At 67.7% G+C, this 21065-nt stretch carries 14 protein-coding genes; 4 read left to right on the forward strand and 10 right to left on the reverse strand.

All coding sequences use genetic code 11. From position 1 onward, the window contains the following. Positions 1 to 9: 9 nt before the first annotated feature. Genes ACIQV3_RS25700 through ACIQV3_RS25730 form a run of 7 tightly spaced genes read right to left on the reverse strand, consistent with a single transcriptional unit; the run spans position 10 to position 7352 of the window. Entirely contained in the window at positions 10 to 795 is a 786-nt protein-coding gene (locus ACIQV3_RS25700; RefSeq protein WP_403715572.1) for a 2,3-dihydro-2,3-dihydroxybenzoate dehydrogenase, read from the reverse strand. Beyond that, positions 795 to 1985 (reverse strand): FAD-dependent monooxygenase, encoded by a 1191-nt coding sequence (locus tag ACIQV3_RS25705; protein ID WP_403715574.1) that lies wholly within the window; start codon positions 1983 to 1985, stop codon positions 795 to 797. Before ACIQV3_RS25705 ends, ACIQV3_RS25700 begins: the two co-directional genes overlap by 1 nt. A gap of 10 nt (positions 1986 to 1995) precedes the next feature. Continuing rightward, a complete protein-coding gene (locus ACIQV3_RS25710) occupies positions 1996 to 3312 on the reverse strand; it encodes a phenylacetate--CoA ligase family protein (RefSeq protein ID WP_403715576.1) in 1317 nt (438 codons plus the stop codon). Further along, the gene (locus ACIQV3_RS25715) at positions 3309 to 4109 is read right to left on the reverse strand and encodes an amidohydrolase family protein (RefSeq protein ID WP_403715579.1); all 801 of its coding nucleotides are present in this window, start codon (positions 4107 to 4109) and stop codon (positions 3309 to 3311) included. The genes ACIQV3_RS25710 and ACIQV3_RS25715 overlap by 4 nt, the downstream gene beginning before the upstream one ends. Beyond that, positions 4106 to 5209, reverse strand: a complete 1104-nt coding sequence (locus ACIQV3_RS25720; RefSeq protein WP_403715581.1) for a 3-dehydroquinate synthase II family protein — start codon at positions 5207 to 5209, stop codon at positions 4106 to 4108. The genes ACIQV3_RS25715 and ACIQV3_RS25720 overlap by 4 nt, the downstream gene beginning before the upstream one ends. A gap of 31 nt (positions 5210 to 5240) precedes the next feature. After that, entirely contained in the window at positions 5241 to 6065 is an 825-nt protein-coding gene (locus ACIQV3_RS25725; RefSeq protein ID WP_403715583.1) for a 2-amino-3,7-dideoxy-D-threo-hept-6-ulosonate synthase, read from the reverse strand. 15 nt (positions 6066 to 6080) lie between these two features. Beyond that, entirely contained in the window at positions 6081 to 7352 is a 1272-nt protein-coding gene (locus ACIQV3_RS25730) for an aspartate kinase (protein WP_403715586.1), read from the reverse strand. A gap of 244 nt (positions 7353 to 7596) precedes the next feature. Here ACIQV3_RS25730 and ACIQV3_RS25735 point away from each other — a divergent pair, with 244 nt between their 5' ends. The 3 genes from ACIQV3_RS25735 to ACIQV3_RS25745 all read left to right on the forward strand — a co-directional run bounded on the left by ACIQV3_RS25735 (position 7597) and on the right by ACIQV3_RS25745 (position 11470). Continuing rightward, the gene (locus tag ACIQV3_RS25735) at positions 7597 to 9564 is read left to right on the forward strand and encodes an anthranilate synthase family protein (protein ID WP_403715588.1); all 1968 of its coding nucleotides are present in this window, start codon (positions 7597 to 7599) and stop codon (positions 9562 to 9564) included. 116 nt (positions 9565 to 9680) lie between these two features. Then, on the forward strand, positions 9681 to 10811 hold the full coding sequence (locus ACIQV3_RS25740; protein WP_403715592.1) for a sensor histidine kinase: 1131 nt from the start codon (positions 9681 to 9683) through the stop codon (positions 10809 to 10811). Then, complete coding sequence (locus tag ACIQV3_RS25745; RefSeq protein ID WP_403715594.1) at positions 10808 to 11470, forward strand: response regulator; 663 nt, start codon at positions 10808 to 10810, stop codon at positions 11468 to 11470. Before ACIQV3_RS25740 ends, ACIQV3_RS25745 begins: the two co-directional genes overlap by 4 nt. A gap of 92 nt (positions 11471 to 11562) precedes the next feature. On the opposite strand, the gene ACIQV3_RS25750 is transcribed toward ACIQV3_RS25745, so the two are convergent. Further along, a complete protein-coding gene (locus tag ACIQV3_RS25750) occupies positions 11563 to 12453 on the reverse strand; it encodes an aromatic prenyltransferase (RefSeq protein WP_403715596.1) in 891 nt (296 codons plus the stop codon). A gap of 766 nt (positions 12454 to 13219) precedes the next feature. On the opposite strand from ACIQV3_RS25750, the gene ACIQV3_RS25755 reads away from it, so the two are divergent. Continuing rightward, positions 13220 to 15994, forward strand: a complete 2775-nt coding sequence (locus tag ACIQV3_RS25755) for a BREX system ATP-binding domain-containing protein (protein ID WP_403715598.1) — start codon at positions 13220 to 13222, stop codon at positions 15992 to 15994. Positions 15995 to 16249: 255 nt separating this feature from the next. Here ACIQV3_RS25755 and ACIQV3_RS25760 read toward each other — a convergent pair whose 3' ends face one another. Both ACIQV3_RS25760 and ACIQV3_RS25765 read right to left on the reverse strand, forming a co-directional pair. After that, on the reverse strand, positions 16250 to 18328 hold the full coding sequence (locus ACIQV3_RS25760; RefSeq protein ID WP_403715601.1) for a LuxR C-terminal-related transcriptional regulator: 2079 nt from the start codon (positions 18326 to 18328) through the stop codon (positions 16250 to 16252). Positions 18329 to 18739: 411 nt separating this feature from the next. Then, complete coding sequence (locus tag ACIQV3_RS25765; RefSeq protein ID WP_403715603.1) at positions 18740 to 20899, reverse strand: MMPL family transporter; 2160 nt, start codon at positions 20897 to 20899, stop codon at positions 18740 to 18742. Positions 20900 to 21065: the final 166 nt, after the last annotated feature.

The raw sequence follows: 21065 nt of genomic DNA on the forward strand, positions 1-21065 counted from the left end.
CCGATGGCCTCACGCATGCAGCGCTGCGCCGCCGTCCACGTACAAGTCCTGCATCGTGATGTGACCCGCTTGGTCGGACACGAGGTACGCGACCGCCTCGGCCACGTCCTGCGGCCGGGCCAGCTTCCCCAGCGGAATGCCGACGCGGTACGCGGCCGGCGAGCCCTCGATCACTCCTCTCGCCTCGGTGTCCTCACCGAGCATCGAGCGGAGCATGGGTGTGTCGGTCGATCCCGGCGAGACGACGTTGCACCGGATGCCGTGGTCGGAGAGCTCCAGCCCCAGGCATCGGGTGAACTGGGCGGCCGCGGCCTTCGAAGCGGCGTACGCGGCCATCTCCGTGCGCGGCACGCCCGCGGCGTTGGACGCCACCGTCACGATCGCACCACGGCGGCGGCGGAGCATCCGCTGGGCCACGGCGCGGGACACATGGAACACGCCCCCCGCATTGACGGAGAAGGTCTCCTGCCACTGCTGGTCCGACAGGTCGACCACCCTGCCGGTGTGCAGGACGCCGGCCGAGTTGACGAGGATCCCGATGGGTCCCAGCTCGTCCTCGATGTCCCGTACGAGGGCCTCCACCGCGTCGCTGTGGCACACGTCGACGAGATAGCCGTGGGCCGACCCGCCCCCGGCCCGGAGTTTCTCCACAACGGTTCCGAGCGCCTCGACGTTGCGGTCCACAACGGCGACGTGCGCTCCCGCGCCGGCCAAAGTGGACGCCACGGCGGCTCCGATGCCCTGGGCGGCACCGGTGACCAGTGCGACCGTCGAGTCGATTCCGGTCAGTTCCATCAAGCGCTCCTGCTGCTCGTGACGGCTTGCTCGGCGTCGTACCCGAACAGCCACTCGTGCCTGTCGAGACCCGACGCGGTCTGCGCGGCAGAGTCGCGGTGACGCTGCGCTCCTCCGTCCTCCAAGTGGAAGGTCTTGGCGTTGTCGCGGGACTGCTGCTGGATGCGGGTGGTGCGGGGAAGGCGGATGCGCTCGTAGCGGCGCAATGCCGCGGTCAGCCGGTCGGGGCCCGCGACGGCCAGGCAGGCCGCGAGCACGACCGCGTCTTCGATCGCCTGGTTCGCGCCCTGCGCCTGGAAGGGCAGCATCGGATGCGCGGCGTCACCGATCACGGTCACGCGTCCTGCGCTGAGCCGGTCCATGCTCTCGCGGTCGTGAAGCGCCCATCGGCTGACGGTCTGCGCCGCCCCGATGAGGTGCGTGACGTCCGGGTGCCAGCCCGCGTACGCGGCTGCGAGCTCGGTGACCTCGCCCCGCGCCGCCCAGGACTCCTCCCGCCAGTCCGTGGCGGGGAGGGTGGCGCCGAAACTGACCTGGCGGCCGGCCGACACCGGATAGCAGACGACGTGCTGGTCCGGTCCGAACCACAACCGCACGCGTGGCTCGGTGAGCAGATGGGGCACCCGTTCCGCCGGAACCAGGCCCCGGTAGATGGTCTGCCCCGAGTACCGCGGCCGGTCGGCCACGATCTGCTCGCGCGCGACGGAGTGGATGCCGTCGGCTCCTACGATCAGGTCCGCCTCGACCGTCGTACCGTCGGACAGGTGCAGCAGCGCCTCGTCCGATTGCTGCGTCACGCCGACGCAACGGGCACCGAGGTGCACCCGGTCGGACGGGACGAGCGAGAGCAGAGCGCCGTGCAGGTCAGCACGGTGCACGGTGTAGTAGGGAGCCCCGAACCGCCGTTGGCACGAGTCCCCCAGCGAAGTCCGTTGCAGCAGCGTGCCGCTGTCCCAACGGCGCATCTCGATCGCCTGCGGGGTGACCGCGAGGTCGCGCAGCCGATCGCGCAGGCCCAGCCGGCGCAGCAGCCGCGTGGCGTTGGGGGCCAGTTGGATTCCTGCCCCCACCTCCGCCAGGCGCTCCGTCTGCTCGTAGAGGTGGCAGTCGATCCCGGCCCGGCGAAGGGCTGCGGCGAGGGCGAGGCCGGCGATTCCGGCCCCGGCCACGACGACCCTCATGTGCGGCATATCGAACCCATCAGTAGTAGAGGAGCGCTTTGCCCCAGTCCTCGTCGGGACCGAACAGGCTGCGGGGCTTGACCACGTCGGGCATGCTGGTCAGCGCGTCGTGCGGGATCAGGGTCCCGGGGGCCAGTCCGACGACCTCGGTTTCGACGCCGAACTCGGCCCGCACCAAGGCGGCCAACTCCGCTGCGGCGGCCGCCCGGTGCTCCTCGGGCACCTCGATCTCGATGCGCAGGACCGTCGGTTCCGCCCTAGCGCGCCAGAACAGCACCTCGTACGAGTCCGGGAGGGTGAACACGAGTTCCTCCAGCCCGTACTGGGTGATGCTCCGGGAGCCCACCCGGTAGCCGAAGGCCGCTCTGCCGAGCACCTTGACGGTGGGCAGGTTCCAGCCGCACGCGCAGTCGTCGTAGGAGACCGACACGTCGTCCTCGAGGTTGTAGCGCAGCAGGGGCATCGCCTCGCGGAACAGCGGCGTCACCACGAGCCGGCCCTCGCCGTCCGCCCGGACGGTGCCGGTTCGCGGGTCGTACACCTCGAACAGCGCCCGGTCGGCCCACAGGTGCAGACGGCCGTTCGGGCACTCCCCGGCGAGGCTGCCGGTCTCCGTGGAGCCGTACTCCTCGATCACCGGCACCCCCCACAGCCGGCTGATCCGGCTCCGTCGCGCGGGGGTGAGGGGCTCGCCTCCGACGAACAGCGCGCGCAGTGCCGGGAAGTCAGTGCCGGGCCGGTGGCCGGCAGCGGTCGCCGCGGCGGCCCAGATGAGGCATTCGGTCGGCACCGACCAGGTCAGCGTGACGTCGAGGTCGTGCATGACCCGTTCCACACGGGCGTACGGCATGGCCAGCGACCGGTTGTCGCCGGGGACCACGGTGGCCCCGTGCAGCCGGGCGGCGGCGTGAGCGAGATGGCCCGTCAGCAGCAGTGCGTACGGTGTGCGCACCAGGAAGACGTCCTCGGCGGACATGCCGATCCACTTGCGGGCGAAGCGCTCCGCCAGGTCGACCCAGTCCTCCGCCGTGTAGTAGGAGGGCGTGGGATTGCCCGCGGTCCCGCTCGACTCGTGGTAAGTGGCCAGCCGGGCCTTGGGGACGGCGAGCATCCCGAAGGGATAGTTGTCCCGCAGGTCCTGCTTCGTGGTGAGCGGCAGGGCGGCCAGGTCGGCGATGGTCGTCGGCAGGGCCGCCGCGTCCAGTCGCTCGCGGTAGAACGGCGAGCGGGCCGCCCAGGCGACGGTCTGCTGCAGTTGTTTCTCCTGAAGGAGAAGCAACTCCTCCGGCCCGCTCCACTCGCCCAGCTGCGGCAGGTTCGAGCTTGGTTGATTCACCACTTTTCCTCTCCCAGTAATCGGATCGCGTTGCCCCAGGCCACCTGACGCCACTGATCGGCGGGTATGCGCAGCGCCTGGAACTTGGCCAGCTCCACGGACGGGTGCTGGAGCGGGTACTCGGATCCGAACAGCACCCGTCCCGCGCCGAGGCGGTTCAGTGCCGCCTCGGCCACGCAGGTGTAACCGCCGGAGGTCTCCAGCAGGATGTTGAGGTCGTCCTGGATCAGGGTGAGCGCGTAGAAGTCGATGTTGCCGATGCCGCTGTGCCCGAGAACGAAGTTCACCTGCGGGAAGCGGCGGGCGAGATCGACGAGGTCGGCCACGCCCGCACCACGGCGGTCCAGGCACACGACGTACACCGGGTGGCCGAACTCTGCCGCGACTGACATGAGTTCGGCGATTCGGGGATCCGACAGGCCGACGCCGTGCACCGCCGGCGAGATCTCCAGGCCGCGGAACTCCCCCGCCCTGTCCCGGTACAGCGTGGGCGGACGGTGCGGATTGGCGAAGTAGAACGGCACCAAGCGCCCGCCGGATCCCGAACAGGCTTCCAGCACCGCGTCGTTGTCGGCGTCGGTCTCGACGTACCCACCCTGAATGAGCTGGCGGGACAGGCGGTCCAGGTCGATCGTGCCGCCCGCGCACACCACCGCCCGTTCCAGCCCGCAGTCGTCGAGGGTCGACAGGAGCCGCTCACGGGCCCCCGGGCGGGGGGCCAGACGTACGTGGAAATCCAGGACGGGCGGTGCGGTCGACGCGGCCGCCGCCCGTTCCCCGGTGGGGGCGTCGCTCACTTCTCGATGCAGAACTCGTCGATCGGGTAGCCGACGTGGCGCTTCTCGACCGGCAGGTAGCCGAGCACCTTCGTGCCCGGCGTCAGCTCCGTGACGTTCAGCACCGAACCGCCGGGACCGAGGATCCGCACGTGCCAGTCGTCCTGAACGATGAGGTTGACCGTCACCCCCGAGGGCGAGACCGCGTCGATCGCGAGCAGCGGCCGCGTCTCGATCTTGACCCGGCCCACGGTGACGACCCGCGACTTCCCCTTGGAGTCGACGGCGAGCACGCGACCGCCGGAAACGAGCTCGCTGAGGTAGTTGGTACGCCCGTTGGCCGACATCGTGTACGAGTGCAGGGCGCCGGCGTTGACCCGGAACGGCCGGGTCGGCATGTACGGGAGGGGGTGGGTCTCGCTGCAGGAGAGGATCATGCCCGTGGAGTGCGAGCCGACGAGGATGCCCTCGTCGAGACCGAAGTTCGTGCAAGTGTCGACGCAGGCCCGCTCGCCCATTCCCGCGCGCCGGATCCCCGTGATCTCGAGCTCCACCAGCGACAGGTCCGCCGCCTTGCTGACCGCGGCAGCCTTCAGCTCCGTGGCGTCGCCCGGGACACGGGGAGCGAGCATCACGCCGTCGGAGCCGTGTTCGAGGACGCCGAAGACGATCTCACCCTCCTCCACATCGGCAACCTGCGTGATGATGCTGCCGTCGGACCCGGCCGCGGCGGCCAGCACGATCTCCAGCGGGATCTTGGTGGGGTCCCGGAAGTACAGCAGGCTCCACTTGTCGAGCCGCGCCGCCCGGCAGGCGTCCTCCAGGCTGTCGGCATCCTTGATCTCCACGTACCGGCCGAACTCCACATCGGGGTACAGCTGCGCCAGCTCGGCGGGCTCTCCGTGACGAGCCGGGTCGACTATGACCAGGTCAACGGCGTCCAGCTTCTCCGGCAGCGGCTGGTTCAGCGGAAACAGCACCTTCTTCACCGTCGGGGGCAGCAGCTCCAGGTCGGCCGGATCGGCCGCCACAATGGCGTCCACCCGCTGGTGGATGGCTTCTTCGACGATGGCTTCCTTGGCTCCGTTGACGTTACGGATGTCCAGCCAGCACAGCTTCACGGGTTTCTCCTCAGCAGAAGGCAAGGGAATTTCACGACAAAAGGGCAAGGCGGTCGTTCACACCGTCCCGATCCGGGACGCGCGGCAGTTCGTGCACCAGCCGTGCGATGGTGGTGGCCATCCAGCCGGGCCGCTCGGCCTGGAAGACGTTGCGTCCCATGGCCACGCCCGCCGCACCGCCCCGCAGTACGTCGGACACGTAGGCCTGGACGGCTCCGGGGTCGGCCGACCGCGCACCGCCGGCGACGATGACCGGGATCGGGCAGGCCCGTACCACGTCCGCCATCTGTTCGGGTGTGCCCGCGTAGTCGGTCTTGACGATGTCCGCGCCGAGGTCAGCGGCCAGCGTCGCCGCGTGCGCCACCAGTTCGGGCGCGTGGGAGTCGCTGATCTGCGGTCCGCGGGCGTACACCATGGCGAGCAGCGGAACGTTCCAGCGGTCGCACTCCTCCGCCACGGCCGCCAGATCGGCGATCTGGCGGGCCTCGTGCCGCGACCCCATGTTGACGTGGACGCTGACCGCGTCGGCGCCCAGCCGCAGTGCCTCCTCGACGTGGGCGACGAGGTACTTCGCGTCCGGATCGGGGGCGTGCCGGGTGCTCGCGTTCAGGTGCAGGATCAGCGACATGTCGCCGAACCAGGTGGGGTCGACGTGGCGGAGACTGCCCTTGTGCAGCACCACGGCGTCGACGCCCGTGCCGGCGAGCTCGCCGACCAGTGAATCCAGGTCGCCCGGCCGCAGCGGTCCGTCGGTGACGGAATGGTCCAGCGGAACGACGAGCAGGCGCCCGTCGCCATGCCGGAACAGGCGTCGCAAGCGGAGACTTCGAGCGAACGAAGCATTGTGTACAACCACTGGGTGTCCTGCCTCTCAAACGGTGGCGGAACGGCCGGAGGTCGCTGACGCGGCGTCCATCGGCATGTCCCGGTCGAGGTGGAATTCACGGTGCAGGGCCTCGACCGCATCGACGGTGCGTTCCTGCGGCACGATCACGGAGAGCCTCATCTGGGATGTGGAGATCCAACTCGTCGGAATCCCCGCCGCGGCCAGTGCCGCCATGAGCCGGGCCGTGTACTCGGGACGGCTGAGCAGGCCCATGCCGACCACCGAGACCTTGCCGACGTTCTCATCGAAGTGCACGCCACCGCCGTAGGAGACGGTCACCGCGTGCAGCGCGGCCCGGACGGAGTCGGTCTGGCTGCGCCGGATCGTGAATCCCATGCGGAACTCGGTTTCGTGTGGACCGGACCTGGCCACCAGGTCCACGACCGCCCCCTGTGCGGCCAGTACCTCGAACACGTCGGGAGCCAGGTCCCGACGGCTGTCCCGGCAGTGCACCAGCACACGCGCGACATCGGTGTCGTGGGTCACTGCCACGACAACCCGTCGCGTCTCCAGCGACCGGTCGTCCTGCCGGTCGGCGACGATGGTTCCGGGCGCCTGCGTCGAGGCGTTCCGAACGCGCACTTCCACTCCTTCCATGGCGGCCAGTTCGATGCAACGGGTGTGCAGGACCTTCGCGCCCGCGAAAGCCATCTCCGCCATCACGCCGGGGTGAACCCACGGCAGGCATCGCGCCGCGGGCAGGATGCGGGGGTCGGCGCTGAAAACGCCGTCCACGTCGGTATGGATCTCGCAGGCCGAAGCACGAAGTCGAGCTGCCAGCGCGACCGCGCTCGTGTCGGAGCCGCCACGCCCCAGCGTGGCGGTGTCCCCGGTCTGGCCGACCCCTTGGAATCCTGTGACCACGGCGACCTTGCCGCCTTCCAGGGCCTCCAGAACGCGTCCCGCCCCGATCCTCGAGATGAGCGCGTCGCCGTGCCGGTCGGTGGTCTCGATCCCGGCCTGATGGCCGGTCAGTGAGATCGCCGGCACCCCCAGCCCGTTCAGGGTGAGGGCCATCAGCGCCGCCGACTCCTGTTCACCGACGGCCAGCAACTGATCCAGTTCCCGCGACGGGGACGTCGTACCGATGTCGGCCGCGAGTCGCAGCAGCTCATCGGTTCTGCCGCCGCGTGCGGAGACGACCACGGCCACGGACGATCCGCTCCGACGCGCCTCCGCGATACGGAGGGCGGCGTGACGAACGCGGTCAAGCGTCTGCAAAGAGGTACCGCCATATTTTTGGACCAGCACATCCACAGTCGTATTCACCGCTCTCGTCGAACTGGCATGCCACGACACTAATCACGGTGAAGCACCCAGCCCACTACCCACCCGAGTAGTGCGACCTTGTTCAGTTGTTCACGCCATACGGGAGAGCCGTTACCTGAAACACGTGATGGCGGCTTCACGTGATGGTGCAACACCTTTTGGACCCTCAATATCGAGAGGGGTAATCTGATCTCACGCAAAGGGGAGCGATATGTATGGGACGGATTCGAGCATGGCCGGCCCCCCGGATGTCCTGGCCGGCCTCGGCGAGGACGGCCGCGCCTTCGCCCTGCTCTACCGGCCCGGCTCAACGCAGAACGCTCGCGTGGAGGTCCTGACCGGTGAGGTCTGCGAGGTGCGCGGCCTCGCCGAACTACCGCTGCCCGACGACACGGCGGGCGGCGCGCAGCACGACCTTCTCGTCGCGGTTCCGTACCGTCAGGTCACCGAACGCGGCTTCGACTGCCTCGATGATCACGCACCCCTGCTCGCCATGCGCATCCACGAGCAGGCCGAGCTCAGCCACAGTCAGGCCGTCGAAGGCCTGCCCGAGCTGAACGTGGGCGTGTCCGAGGCCGGATTCGACATCAGTGACGAGGACTACGCGGCGATCGTCGAGCGGGTGTTGCGTGACGAGATCGGGCAGGGCGCCGGGTCCAACTTCGTCATCCGGCGCTCCTTCGGCGCACGGCTGGACGACTACTCGCTGCGCACGGCGCTCGCCATCTTCCGGCGGCTCCTGACCGGCGAGCTCGGATCGTACTGGACGTTCCTGTTCCACACCGGGGCGGAGACGTTCATCGGTGCGTCGCCGGAACGGCATGTCAGCGTGGCCGATCACACCGTCTCCATGAACCCCATCAGCGGGACCTACCGGCACCCCTCGACCGGCCCGGACATTTCCGGGATCCTTGAGTTCCTGAACGACCCCAAAGAGGCAAACGAGCTCTACATGGTCGTCGATGAGGAACTGAAAATGATGGCGCGCATGTGCACCTCGGGCGGCAGGGTTCACGGTCCGTTCCTCAAGGAAATGGCGCGCCTCACCCACTCCGAATACGTGCTGACCGGGCACAGCGATCTCGACGTGCGCGACGTGCTGCGCGAGACCCTGCTCTCACCGGCCGTCACCGGCAGTCCGCTCGAAAATGCCTTCAGGGTCATCCGCCGTCACGAAACGACGGGCCGTGGCTACTACGGCGGCGTCCTCGCGCTGATCGGCCGCGATGCCGGGGGAGGCCGTACGCTCGACTCGGCGATCATGATCCGGACCGCGGAGGTGGCCGACGACGGCCGGCTGCGCCTGGGCGTCGGCGCCACCCTCGTCCGTGACTCCGACCCCGACTCGGAAGTGTCCGAGACCCGGGCCAAGGCTGCGGGTGTGCTCCAGGCGCTCGGCCTCACACCGCAGGCCGCCGGCGCCGGCCCGGGCGGCGCGGCGACCCCGGTGGGTGTGCGGGCGTCACCGGCCGCCGATCCTCGGGTTCGCCGGGCGCTGAGGTCCCGCAACGGCACGCTTTCGCGCTTCTGGCTCGACGGTGCGCACCGGACCACATCACACCCGGCGCTGGACGGGCGCCACGTGCTGATCGTCGACAACGAGGACACCTTCATGGGGATGCTCGGCCATCAATTGCGAGCGCTCGGGCTGCGGACCACCCTCACTCGATTCGACAGCCCCGTGTCTCCGGAGGAGTTCGACCTCGTCATCGTCGGCCCCGGCCCCGGCGATCCCCGGAACGCTCAGGACCCGCGCATCGGCACGCTCCGCGCGCTCACGCGCGAGCTGCTCGGCGGCGGTGTTCCGTTCCTGTCGATCTGCTTGGGCCATCAAATACTCGCCACCGAGCTCGGGCTCGAACTCGTACGGCGTCTGGTGCCCAACCAGGGCGTCCAGAAACTGGTGCACCTCTTCGACCGGGACGAACTCGTCGGGTTCTACAACACCTACGCCGCTCGCGCCCCGCACGATTCCCTTCCCGGCACCGCACATCGCAAGCCCGTGGAGATCAGCCGGAATCCTCGGACCGGCGAAGTGCACGCCCTGCGGGGATCGGGCTTCCGATCCGTGCAGTTCCATCTCGAATCCGTCCTCACCCAGCACGGACCGCGGATCCTCGGCGAGCTCCTCAGCTCATTGCTGGACGAGGCGGGGAGTGCCCTTGCTCCCGGGGCGCCCGCGGGAGCACGTCACCGGTAGGACAGCCATGGCACGTCCCCTGACCGGAAGGCGGCCTGAACGTACTGTGCGGGCGGTAGTTGACGCTCCTCCATCAGAGGGACTCGCCCGGGACAAGATCCGGTTAGGGTGCGCCTATGAGCACACAACTGTCCCGCATCTGGGCCCAGGTCAGGGACTGGGTGATCGCGTTCGGCGTGGCGGCGGTGCTGCTGTTCACCTCGCTGTCCGAGGATCACGTCACCACCAACCTCGACCTGCTCGGCTACGCGCTGGTGGTGACGAGCGGCCTCTCCCTGGCCGCCGGCCGCCGGACCCCGGTACCCGTCCTGGTCGTCACGGCTCTGTGCGTGGTGGGCTACAACGCGGCCGGCTTCGAAGTCCCCGCCGTGGCCTACCTGTTCGCGGTGTACGCCACCGTGCGGTCGGGGCACCGCCTCGCCACCGCGGTGGTGTCCGTGGTGCTGCTGCTCGGCCTGCCCTACGCGGTCATGGCCTCCCCCGCGGGCGTGCCCGTAGGGGACGCGTACGCGCAGGCGCGCGGGGTCCTCCAGCTGGCCTGGCTGGTCGCTGCCGCCGCCGCGGGCGAGGCGCTGCGGCAGGCCGAGCGGCGGGCGGACGAAGCCGAGCGCACCCGTGAGGAGACCGCGCGGCTACGGGCGACGCAGGAACGGCTGCACATCGCCCGGGAGTTGCACGATTCGCTCACCCACCAGATCTCGATCGTCAAGGTGCAGGCCGAGGTCGCCGTCCATCTGGCGAGGAAACGTGGCGAGCAGGTGCCCGAGTCCCTGCTCGCCATCCAGGTGGCCGGCCGTGAGGCGACGAGGGAGTTGCGGGCCACCCTGGAAACACTGCGGGACGACACCAAGTCCCCGTCGTACGGACTCGACCACGTCCCCGAACTGGTCCAACGCGCCCATGGGATCGGCCTGACGACAACGCTGACGATCGAGGGGCAGCGTCCGGACGTGTCGGACGCCGTCGACCGGACCGCGTACCGGATCGTCCAGGAGTCCCTCACCAACGTCGCGCGCCACGCCGCCTCCGCCACCGCGTCGATCCGGATCGACTACCTTCCGGACTCCCTCGCCATTCGGATCGACGACGACGGTACGGCCAAGGCGGGCTCCGTCCCGGTGCCGGGCGTCGGACTGTCGGGGATGCAGGAACGCGTCACGGCCCTGGGCGGCCGCCTGCGGGCGGAACCACGCTCCGGGGGCGGCTTCTCGGTCCTGGCCGAACTGCCGGTGGCGCGCATCTCATGATTCGTGTGCTGCTGATCGACGACCAGCCGCTGCTCCGCAGCGGGTTCCGCGCGCTTCTCGACGCCGAGGACGACATCGAGGTGGTGGCGGAGGCCGGCCACGGCAAGGAGGGGCTGGCCCTGGCCAGGCAACACCTGCCCGACATCGCACTCGTCGACATCCAAATGCCGGTGATGGACGGCATCGAGACGACCCGTCAGATCGCTGCGGACCCCTCCTTGGCCGGGGTGCACGTGGTCATCCTGACCAACTACGGCCTCGACGAGTACGTGTTCAACGCACTCCGCGCCGGCGCCGCGGGGTTCCTCGTCAAGGACGTCGAGCCCGATGATTTCCTGCACTCCGTACGGGTCGCCGCGCGCGGCGACGCCCTGCTCGCGCCGTCGATCACCAGAATGCTGATCAGCCAGTACGTCGCCAAGCCGCTCGGAGCGGAAGTCGCCGAAGGGTTGGAGGAGCTGACCAACCGCGAACGCGAGGCCGTCGCCCTGGCCGCGCAGGGCCTGTCCAACGACGAGATCTCCGGCCGCATGGTGATCAGCCCGCTGACGGCGAAGACCCACATCAACCGGGCCATGATGAAGCTCCACGCCCGTGATCGCGCCCAACTGGTGGTCTTCGCCTACGAGTCCGGCCTGGTGGTGCCCCGAAAGAATTGAGAAGCAGTCAGCGGACCCGGCGGGGGTCCGGGTCCGCTGACCGTATGTGAGGCTCAACCGATCGCCGTGATCTTCGGTTGGGCCGGATGGGGTTAGATGAAGTCCATGGTCCCGGCCGCCCACTTGTAGTGCGACTCGAGCTTGTAGTACTCCCCCTCGGGCGCCAGCGCGACACCATAGACGAACTTGCGGTCGGCGCCACCGTAGGGAACACCGCTCACGAACTTGTCGATTTCCGGTTCGATCTGGACGGGAAGGGCCTCCAGGTCCGTCGTCGTCACCGCGAAGCAGATCCGCTCGATCTTCGACGAATCCCAGCTCAGCGTGACATAGAGACCGAATGCCTCCTGCCCGAGCTTGAGCATCTGCTCGCTCGGCTCCGCGAATCCCAGTTCGTGGAGCATCGACGCGATCGCGTTCGACTCAAGGCACTCGGCGGGCACGTCGTTGAAATATACGTTCACCGTTCTGTTCTGGTAGTCGATCCCGATCACACCGACTTTGTCGTCCAGTCCGTGGCGGGTGAAGAACTCACCGTTGTCGGCCAGGCTGCGCGGCATGGAAGGCAATTCCACGAACTTGGACAGCTGCTGCAGGTCATCCGGGGTGAAAAACGCGTAGATTTTCTTGAACCCGCCTACGACACCGATGTCGATGGCGTGACTGTCGATGGGCAACCGTGCCTGCATCTCGGAGAGCAGGGCCCCGACCGGGTGATCCGTCCCGGCCACGAGGCCGTTCGACAGAGCGAGGGCGTACGGGTCCTGCTTCTTCGGATACGTCGTGAAGCGGCAGTCGAGCTCGCCTACGTGACGCACACCGGTCGCCACCCTGAAAGCGACCACGGTCGAGTCGTGCGCGAAGGTCTCCCCGTACGTGTTCAGGATGGGCCAGACCTTGTCGGGCGAGCAGGCTACGTCCAGGAGCCGAGCTGATTCCTCAAGGATCGAATAGAGTTCCGTCGACGCAGAAGTGCCGGACATGCATCCTCCAATGGGTTCCCGCCGAGCGAGAAGCTGATTTCGTGAAAGCGCGGGCCCGTCCCGGAACCATCTGGCGGTCGCCGTGACCGGCAGTCGCGGCACTGGAATCGCCAGTGCCGGCGCTCCGTCGGCGTCGGCGTGCTCACCGAGCGGGACGGCCTTGCCGTGGGCCCGTCCGAGGCGGCGAGCTGGTCCTTTGCCGTGCCGGGGTGGTGGCACGGCTGGCATCGAGTACGACCAGAGCCCGGTCGGTACGGTGCTCGATCTGCCCTTCCACATCGATCCGCCCGTCCCCGCTCGCCTTGGTGATCAGGTCGAGTTGATCCAGGTCCCCGACCTCCTCTCCCGGCCGAGGGGGCGACCACGCGTATATTCAATCTCGCAGTCCCATGAATTACCGAGATCACGTCATTTCGAGCACAGGCTGCAAGCCCTGCCAAAATGGGCGTCGGCCCAGCTGGTTTACGAAACGGCTCATCCACGCCTCTATGCCGCCCCACACGTGATCAACACGCTTCAACACTAACCACGGGCCGTCAACCTGCCCACTACTCACGCAAGTAGTGACCGAGTGGTGCAGGTCGCGTGCGCTACTCAAGACCCACTTAGCCGAGCGGATGGTCCTACGCCCACTGAATGAGAGACTGACTGGACTGCATATTCCAGCCCTCCGAACACCGGAGATTATTGGATCCAAGCAAAGTGTCATGGCGTGACACAGGGAGCAGTCTGCTCGGATGATGTTCAGGGCAACACGGGGGTAAACATGAATCCATTGATAGGGCGTGAACACGTACTGTCGACGCTGGTCAGCCATTTGGATGCCGTATCACAAGGTTCCGGCGGCTGCGTCATAGTGGAGGGGCCGTTCGGTATAGGAAAGACTCACCTGCTGAAGGCCGCAACCATGGAGGGGGCGGAACGAGGCCTGACCGTGGTCGCCGGGCAGGCAAGCGGATCCGATCAGCCTGTCCCCATCCACTTGCTGATCAACCTGTTGCGGCACGTGATGTCCGGTGAGGCCGACTTCGACGATCTGGTTCGCCCGGACAGAAATCCGTTCTGGCTGATGGACCGGGTGGGCGAACTGGTCGAATGCGCGGCACGCAGGCACCCCCTCGTGATCGTTCTGGACGATGCCCAGCGGATCGACGATGTCAGTGGTCTGGCCCTGCGGGGGCTCGTGCAGTCCCTCGCCTCCTCACCCGTGCTGTGGCTCCTCGCACATCGTCCTGTTCCCACCCGGTCGCTCGCCCAGCACGCCCTCGGCTGGCTGCTCGACCATGCGGCGGTCAGACTCCCCCTGAGCGCGCTGGACCAGGAGGCGGTGGCCGAGCTGTCCGCCGGCATCCTCGGTGCCGCACCCGATGCGTCCGTGCTCGGCTGGGTGGACAGCTGTGGCGGTAACCCCTGGCTGGTCGAGAACCTGCTCGACGCGCTCGTCCAAGCGGGACAGGTCGTCATCGTCGACGGCAAGGCTTCGGTGGTGGCCGACCGTCTGCCCGAAGGTGTGGTCCGCGCCGTCAGCAGCCTGTTGGGCGAGATGCCCCACGCGGTTCGGCGTCTCCTCGTTTCCGGCCGACGGATCGGCCGTACCTTCAGGGCCGAGGAGGCGGCCGCCTCGCTCGGCGGGTCGGCCCCCGATGTCTCCTCGAGCGTCGACTGGGCCGTGAGCGTGGGTCTGGTGCGAAGGGAGGGGGCGGAGCTGGCGTTCCGTCACGGGGTGATCGAGGAGGCGCTTGCCCACGGCGCGTTCCAGGAGCACGAGCCCCTCGTTCCCGAGACTGCCGACGGGGATCCTCAGACCCCACCCGCGGACCCGCCCTCGCCCGTTCTGGACCGGCAGCCCGCCGTGGGCGGCGTCGCGAGCGCCCAGCACGAACTGCCGGAGCGGGTCCCGGCCCCGCCGATCGTCATGCTCGCGGCCCCACCAGCACCGCAGTCGGCCGAATGCGCTTGCTACGGCACGGCCGCTCGGGCCCTGTCAGCCCTGGGTGATGCGTTCGACGAAGTACCGAGAAGGCTCGCAGGAGCCCTGCGTCTGCTTGCCGGGGCAGGGCGGGGCACCGAAGCCGTCCGCCTCGCGGACCTCGCCCTGCGCCCCGGTATCGCGGCGGCGGCCGAGGCACAGCTGGTGCTCCAATTGAGTCAGGGGTTGCGGGACACCGATCGCTCCAGCCTGTCGGCGGAGTTCCTCCGCCGAACGCTGAGCCGGCACGACGTCGGGGAGTCGGATCGTGCGGAGCTGCACGGCGCGCTCGCGGAGATCACGAAGGGCGCCGACGGCATCGCCGATCCGGCGACGACTCCGCGACCCGCCCGGTCCAATGGCCCCGTACCGGCGGGCGTGTCCCGTCGGGGCCCTGGATGGGGGCTGCGGCCTGCGGCTAGTTCGACCTGCGACACGTGCGAGCGCCCGCTGTGGACGTGGCTGGTCCGCGCCCTCGGCGCCACCGATCAGTTCGAGGAGGCGACGGCAGTTCTCGAAGCCGTCAAGCAGGAGGCTGAGCGGTTCAACGAGGCCTGGCCCGAGTTGCTCTGGTACGGCCATCACGCCGAGCTGCTGGCAGCGACGGGCCGGCACGAGGAAGCGCGTGGCGAAGCCGAGGCCGCTCTTCGGTTGGCGGACCGGTCGGCACCGGAGGACACCGTACCCGCACGAGTCGTTCTGGCCCGGCTCAGCATGCATCGCGGCGATCTCGCCACCGCTGAAGCTCAGTTGCGCGTGACCGAGCAGCTGGTGACAGGCGAGGGAGTGGCCGACAAGGGTCGTCTGGACTGGGCGCTCGCACTGTTCCACGCCGCGAGCGGGCGTCCGGCGGCGATGGTCCGGACGCTGATCAACATCGAGGGGCGGGTGGCGCCCGACCCGCTCCTCTTCACCGAGTCCCGGACGGCGGCCGCCATGCTCGTACGGCTCGCCAAGCAGGCCGGATTGGCTACCGAGGCCGAACGGGCTGCCGAGTTCGCCCGGCACATCGCCTCCCGCAACCCGGGCGTGCAGTCCCTGGCAGGTTGCGCCGAACACGCGGAGGGTGTCCTGCGGAACGACATGGTCGCCTTACACCGTGCCGTGGAGCTCTATCGGCACGCCCGGCCGCTGGCGGCGGGTAGCGCGCTCGAGGACGCGGCAGAGGTCGAGCGGAGCATGGGGAACAGGACCCGAACCATTCGGCTCCTCGAGTCCGCGATGGATCTCTACCTGGATTCCGGTGCGCAGCGCGACATGGCCCGGGCACAGAAGAAGCTGCGCCGCCTCGGCGTGCACGAAGTGCGTGAACCGGGTGCCGACCGGCCAAAGTCGGGATGGGAAAGCCTCACTGGTGCGGAGCTCCGCGTCGTGCGGGCGATCGTCGACGGCAAGACCAACAGAGAGGCGGCGAGCATGCTGTTCCTGTCACCCCATACCGTGGACAGTCATCTCCGGCGCGTGTTCTCGAAGCTCCACATCAACAGCCGGGTGGAGCTGACCAAGCACTTCATCGTGCACGGCCCCTCGCCCATCACGACCACATCCCATCGACCCGGATCCGCCTGCTGATTCACGTTGTTGCCACGGACGCGGCTGCGGCGGCCGGCGCGGAGCGCCGCGCCGGCCAGCCCGCCCGCTCCACGCCGGGAGCCCGAAGGCCTGCGGTGCCATCGAGTGGAAGGCTGGCAGGTCCGCCGGTTCGTGATGCGGCGGACCCCCCGCTCGGACGGCCCGGGGCCGACTTCCGCCCGCCTACGCCACGGCCCCCCGGACAGTCGAATCGAGAGACGCCGCGTCTCGCCCCGCCGTCCGAGAGGCCGTGACCTACTCCCCTTCGATCGAATAGATCGCAGCTCTACTCGAATAGGTCGCAGCTCCGCGCGCCAGTTCCAATCGACTGTTGATATTCAGCTTCCTGTACACCTTCCTGAGGTGATAGTTCACCGTGTGAGCGGATAGGTGGACACGCCTGGCAATCTGTTGATTCGTCATCCCCGTGCTCACGAGGCACGAGATGCGCCGCTCCATGTCGGAGAGACCCGACCAGCAAGCGGCATTCACCAGCGATGACGCCTCCTCGGACATCCCCTGCGAAGGATTCGAAGGATCCGAAGGATTCGAGGGACTCGACGGATTCGCGGGAAGCCAGGCAGAATTCTGCCTGCGAACGGGCGACTTCGCACCCTTGAGCTTGGCGAGTTCCTCTGTCGCCAGCGCGACCGAGTTCGGATCCGGCGACTGTGCGATCACGCGCGACAGTCCCCCCGCATCTCCGTTTGCCACAGCGTTCGCGTGCATGGCACCGAGGCTGAGCACGGAAATTCCGGGATTGTCCCCCGCGAGTCCGTCCACTGTGTCGAGGACACTGCGCTTGAGGCCGGCGTCACCCACGTCCAGCGCAAGGCGGACCAGGAACGCAGCGGCAGCCGGGTCCTCGATGTACAGACCGCGCTGAGTCGGCAGATAGCCGTACTTACGGGAAAACAGATCGACAGCAGCCCTCGGACCCTCCCTTTTCACCGCGATACGCACTTCCGTCCAGGCGTACTGCGGCGAGTAGAGCACGGCCTGATCCGTCTCGAATTCGCTTTGCACCCGCTCCAGGTACTCAGTCGCCCTGGGCAAGTCCCCCGTGTAGAGGGCGACGGCACTGAGCACCGAGTACGCGAGGGGCCGGAGCACGGGAACGGCATCCCGCTCGACCGCCGCGGTCGCCAGCTCCGCCTGCCGGCGAGCGTCGCCGAACCGTCCAGCCTGGAGGAACAAGCGAGAGCGCATTGCCGCGGGCGCGGCGTCCCAGACCCGCGTGCCCAGTTCACGCAGGCCGGCTTCCGCGTCATTTATCAACGCCTCGGCCTTCTCGAATTCCCGCAAGTTCGCAAGCTTCCCGGCCAGAGCCAGCCGGAACTGAAGGCGCCAGAGGGGGTCAGCACTGTCGCTGTACCGCACCGCGGCGCGCCCCAGGCTGAGACCCTCACCCAGCTCCCCGGCGCGCCAGCGGGCATTGGAGAGCGCCGTCAGCGCCATCAGCGCGGCGACATCACCCCGCCCTCTTCCCCGCTCCCTCAAGATCCTCTCGGAGCGGTTCTCCGCTTCTTCCATGCCGAGCAGGGAGTATCCCAGGATCACAGAAGCTTCCGCATCGAGCCGGGCGGGAGCCGAACTCACGGTGCTGGCCATGACGCGCTCCGCCGCGCGTATTCCAGCCGTCGCCTTTCCGTCCATGATCAGGCCATGGGACCTGGAGTACGCCTCACCCGCCTCCGCTCCGACCCCATAGGGCGGGGCGGCCGGACGGTCGGCCGTCCACAGGGGCGTCCCCGTCACATGAAGCTGCCGATCATGAGACTCGGCGCGCCTGCCGGAGTGCCCCTTCGCCTCGCGTTGCAATGCACCACGCACGGGGGCGGGGATCGACTCGATCACCCCCATCAGGAGGAAATCGCTCTGGAACACGAGTTGATGTTCGTCTGCGGCGACGAAACCCGCATCGATCGCCTCGTCCAAGGAAGAGAGCAGACTGGCCGAGGACTTGTCCAGCATCCTGGATACGTCCTCCAGCATGAACGATCTACCCAATACCGCGGCAACCTTCAAGAAGCGCTGACAGTTCATGCTAAGATCATTTAAGCGGCGCTTCACGAATTCCAGAGCGCGGTCAGGGAGTCGACGTTCGGTCAGACGGACCGTGCCATCGCGTTCCCTTACCAGCCCTTCCTCGACGAGTCCGAGAGCGAATTCGGCCAACAGTCGAGAGTTTCCGCCGGCGTCGACCGTGAAGTCCAGGAGACCTTGGTCCGGTTCACCACCGAGGATGTCCCGCAAGATCTGCCCGTCAGAATCTTCACCATTCAGCTCACCAAAAGCCCGGCGCTGGGTGACAATTGCACCGTCGCTCAGCACTCTCGACCCATTGCATGCCATTGTTAGTTTCGTTGTCATAACCCCGGCTTACCCCCGTATATAGTCCGGCGTGCTGCAACTTGCACACTTATTGCATTCAGTTGTTCGCCGAGCGTCCAAGCAGGACCTTGTTGACATTTTCGGCGAGTAAAATCCAAACCTCCCGTGGCGATCTTACCGAATCCTTACCCGCAACGTAAGAGAAGCGATGCGGATTCAAATGTTCCACTTTTGACTTGGTAAACACTTGGGATAGCGCCATGCATTCCATTTGACGGATGCGAAACCGTGACATAAGTAAGGGGCCGCACACGAGGTCGGCACGTCCGGCTCGTCGGTGATTGACGGCGTCTGGGACGCAAAGTGCGGGGAACCCGCCGAGGGTTCCCCGCACTTCGACTCGGGGAAGGGTCAGACCCTTACCTCTTCTTCCTCGACTCCGGCCCGTGGAGCCGGGATCGTCTTCGGTGCCTTGCGGCCAGGCATCCACCAGTTGGCGTTGCCGCACAGTTCCATCACCGCGGGGACCAGGATCATCCGGATGACGGTCGCGTCGATGAGCACGGCGACGGCCATGCCCAGGCCGATCTGCTTGATCGAGACGTCGGAGCCGAGCAGCGAAGTCGTGAAGACGGCGACCATGATGGCTGCCGCGGCCGTGATGACCTTGGCGGTCCGAGCCAGCCCGTGAGTGACGGACCTCCGCGTGTCTCCGGTGCGCTCGTACTCCTCACGGACCCGCGAGATCAGGAAGACCTCGTAGTCCATCGACAGACCGAACAGGAGCGGGAACATCATCATCGGCACCCAGGTCGTGATCGACATTTCGGTCGGGAACCCGAGGGCCGAGCCGAGCCATCCCCACTGCACGACCGCGACGAGCACACCGTAGGCGGCTCCGATCGACAGCAGGTTCATCACGGCGGCTTGCAGCGCGATCGTGACCGACCTGACCAGTGCGACCATCAGCACCAGGGACATCAGGATGACGATCGCGACCATCCAGGGCAGGCGGCTGCTGGTCTCCTCCGAGAAGTCGATCGCGCCGGCATTCGGGCCGCCGACGTAGACCTTCTCGCCGGCAGATGCCTGGAGCAGCACCTCATCGCGGAGCTCGTGCACCAGATCGGCGGTCGCCGCGTCCTGAATTCCGGTCTTGGGGAAGGCCATGAACGTGGCGGCCTGCTGATCCTTGCTGACCCGCGGCTCCGTGACGTAGGCGATGCCCTCGGTCTTCCTGACCGCTTCGACCACAGGGCTCAGATCAGTGCCCTTGGAGTCGACCCGGGTGGCGAAGATCAGGGGTGCGCCGTAGCCCGGGCCGAAGCCCTCAGAAACGATCTTGTACGAGGTGTAGCTGCTCCTGTCGCGGGGCTGGACGCTCGCGTCGGGCAGGCTCAGCTTCATCGACAGCGCGGGGACTGCCAGTACCAGCAGGCCCGCGCCGGCCAGGACGGCGGCGAGCAGCGGCTTGCGCTGCACCACTGCCGCCCAGCGCTCGGCGGGAGTGCGGCGCTCCCGGGACGGGGCGCCGTCGGTCCGCTGCCCGCGGGGGGTACGGCGGGGCAGGCGCAGCGAGTTGATCTTGTATCCGGTGAAGCCCAGGAACGCCGGGAGCAGGGTCAGGGCGGCGACCATTGTCACCAGCACGGTCACCGACGCGCCGATGGCCACGCCGGTCATGAGCCGCTGTCCCATGGCGATCAGGCCCAGCAGTGCGATCACTACGGTCGTACCGGCGAACAGCACCGCGTGTCCCGCCGTGCTGATGGACTTGACCGTGGCCGTCTCCGGGTTGTCACCCGCCTCCAGGCTCTCGCGGTAGCGGGTCACGATGAACAGCGCGTAGTCGATGCCGACGCCCAGCCCGATCAACGCGGCGACGAGCACGGTGAAGTCCGGCGAGGGGACCAAGAATCCGACGATCTTGATCAGGGCGATACCGCCGACGATGGCCATGAGCGCGGTCACGATGGGCAGACCCATCGCCACCAGCGACCCGAAGGCGATGAACAGGATCACCGCTGCCGCCAGGACACCCACGCTCTCGGCCGGACCCTGCGGAGGCGTCTCGGCCTTCTCTGCCTTCTCTCCGCCCAATCCCAGCGTCAAGCCGTCACCCGAGGCATCCTTGACCAGCGTCACCAGGGGCTTGACCTCGGTCTTCTTCACATCCTGGTCGGTCAGCGGAATGGTCGTACGGGCGATACGGCGATCCTGCGTCACCAGCTTCTCGTCCTGATACGGCGAGGTCACCGGACCCGTGATGGGCGAGGCATCCAGATCGGCGACGAGCTTCTCGATCTTCTGCCGAGTTGCGGGATCATCGATCCCCTTCTCCGCCTTGATCGCGAGCGTCAGGGTGTCCCCTTGCTGTTCGGGGAAGTGCTTCTCGATCAGAGCCTGCGCCTTGGCCGACCCCGAATCACCACCGGTGAAGTCGTTGTCGGGGGCGGCGCCAAAGCCGAAGCCGACGAACGCCAAGGCGATCACGCCGACGATCCACGTCATGAGGACCAGGCGGCGGCTCCGGAAGCAGAACCGGGCCAGCCTCGCCAGAGCTCCATCCATGTGGGGAGTCTCGGTTGGCATGATCTCTCCTCGAGTTGTTGAGCGTTGGGCCCAATGCTCGCGGCCGGACTCCCCTGCGTCGATGTGCATATGCAGGCACTATGGCTCTACTGCTACTGCGGTTGGTGTACTGCTTCCGCGGTACTCGGGGTCTTCTCCTGACCGT

The organism is Streptomyces sp. NPDC099050 (assembly GCF_044759865.1).
GTDB lineage: Bacteria > Actinomycetota > Actinomycetes > Streptomycetales > Streptomycetaceae > Streptomyces.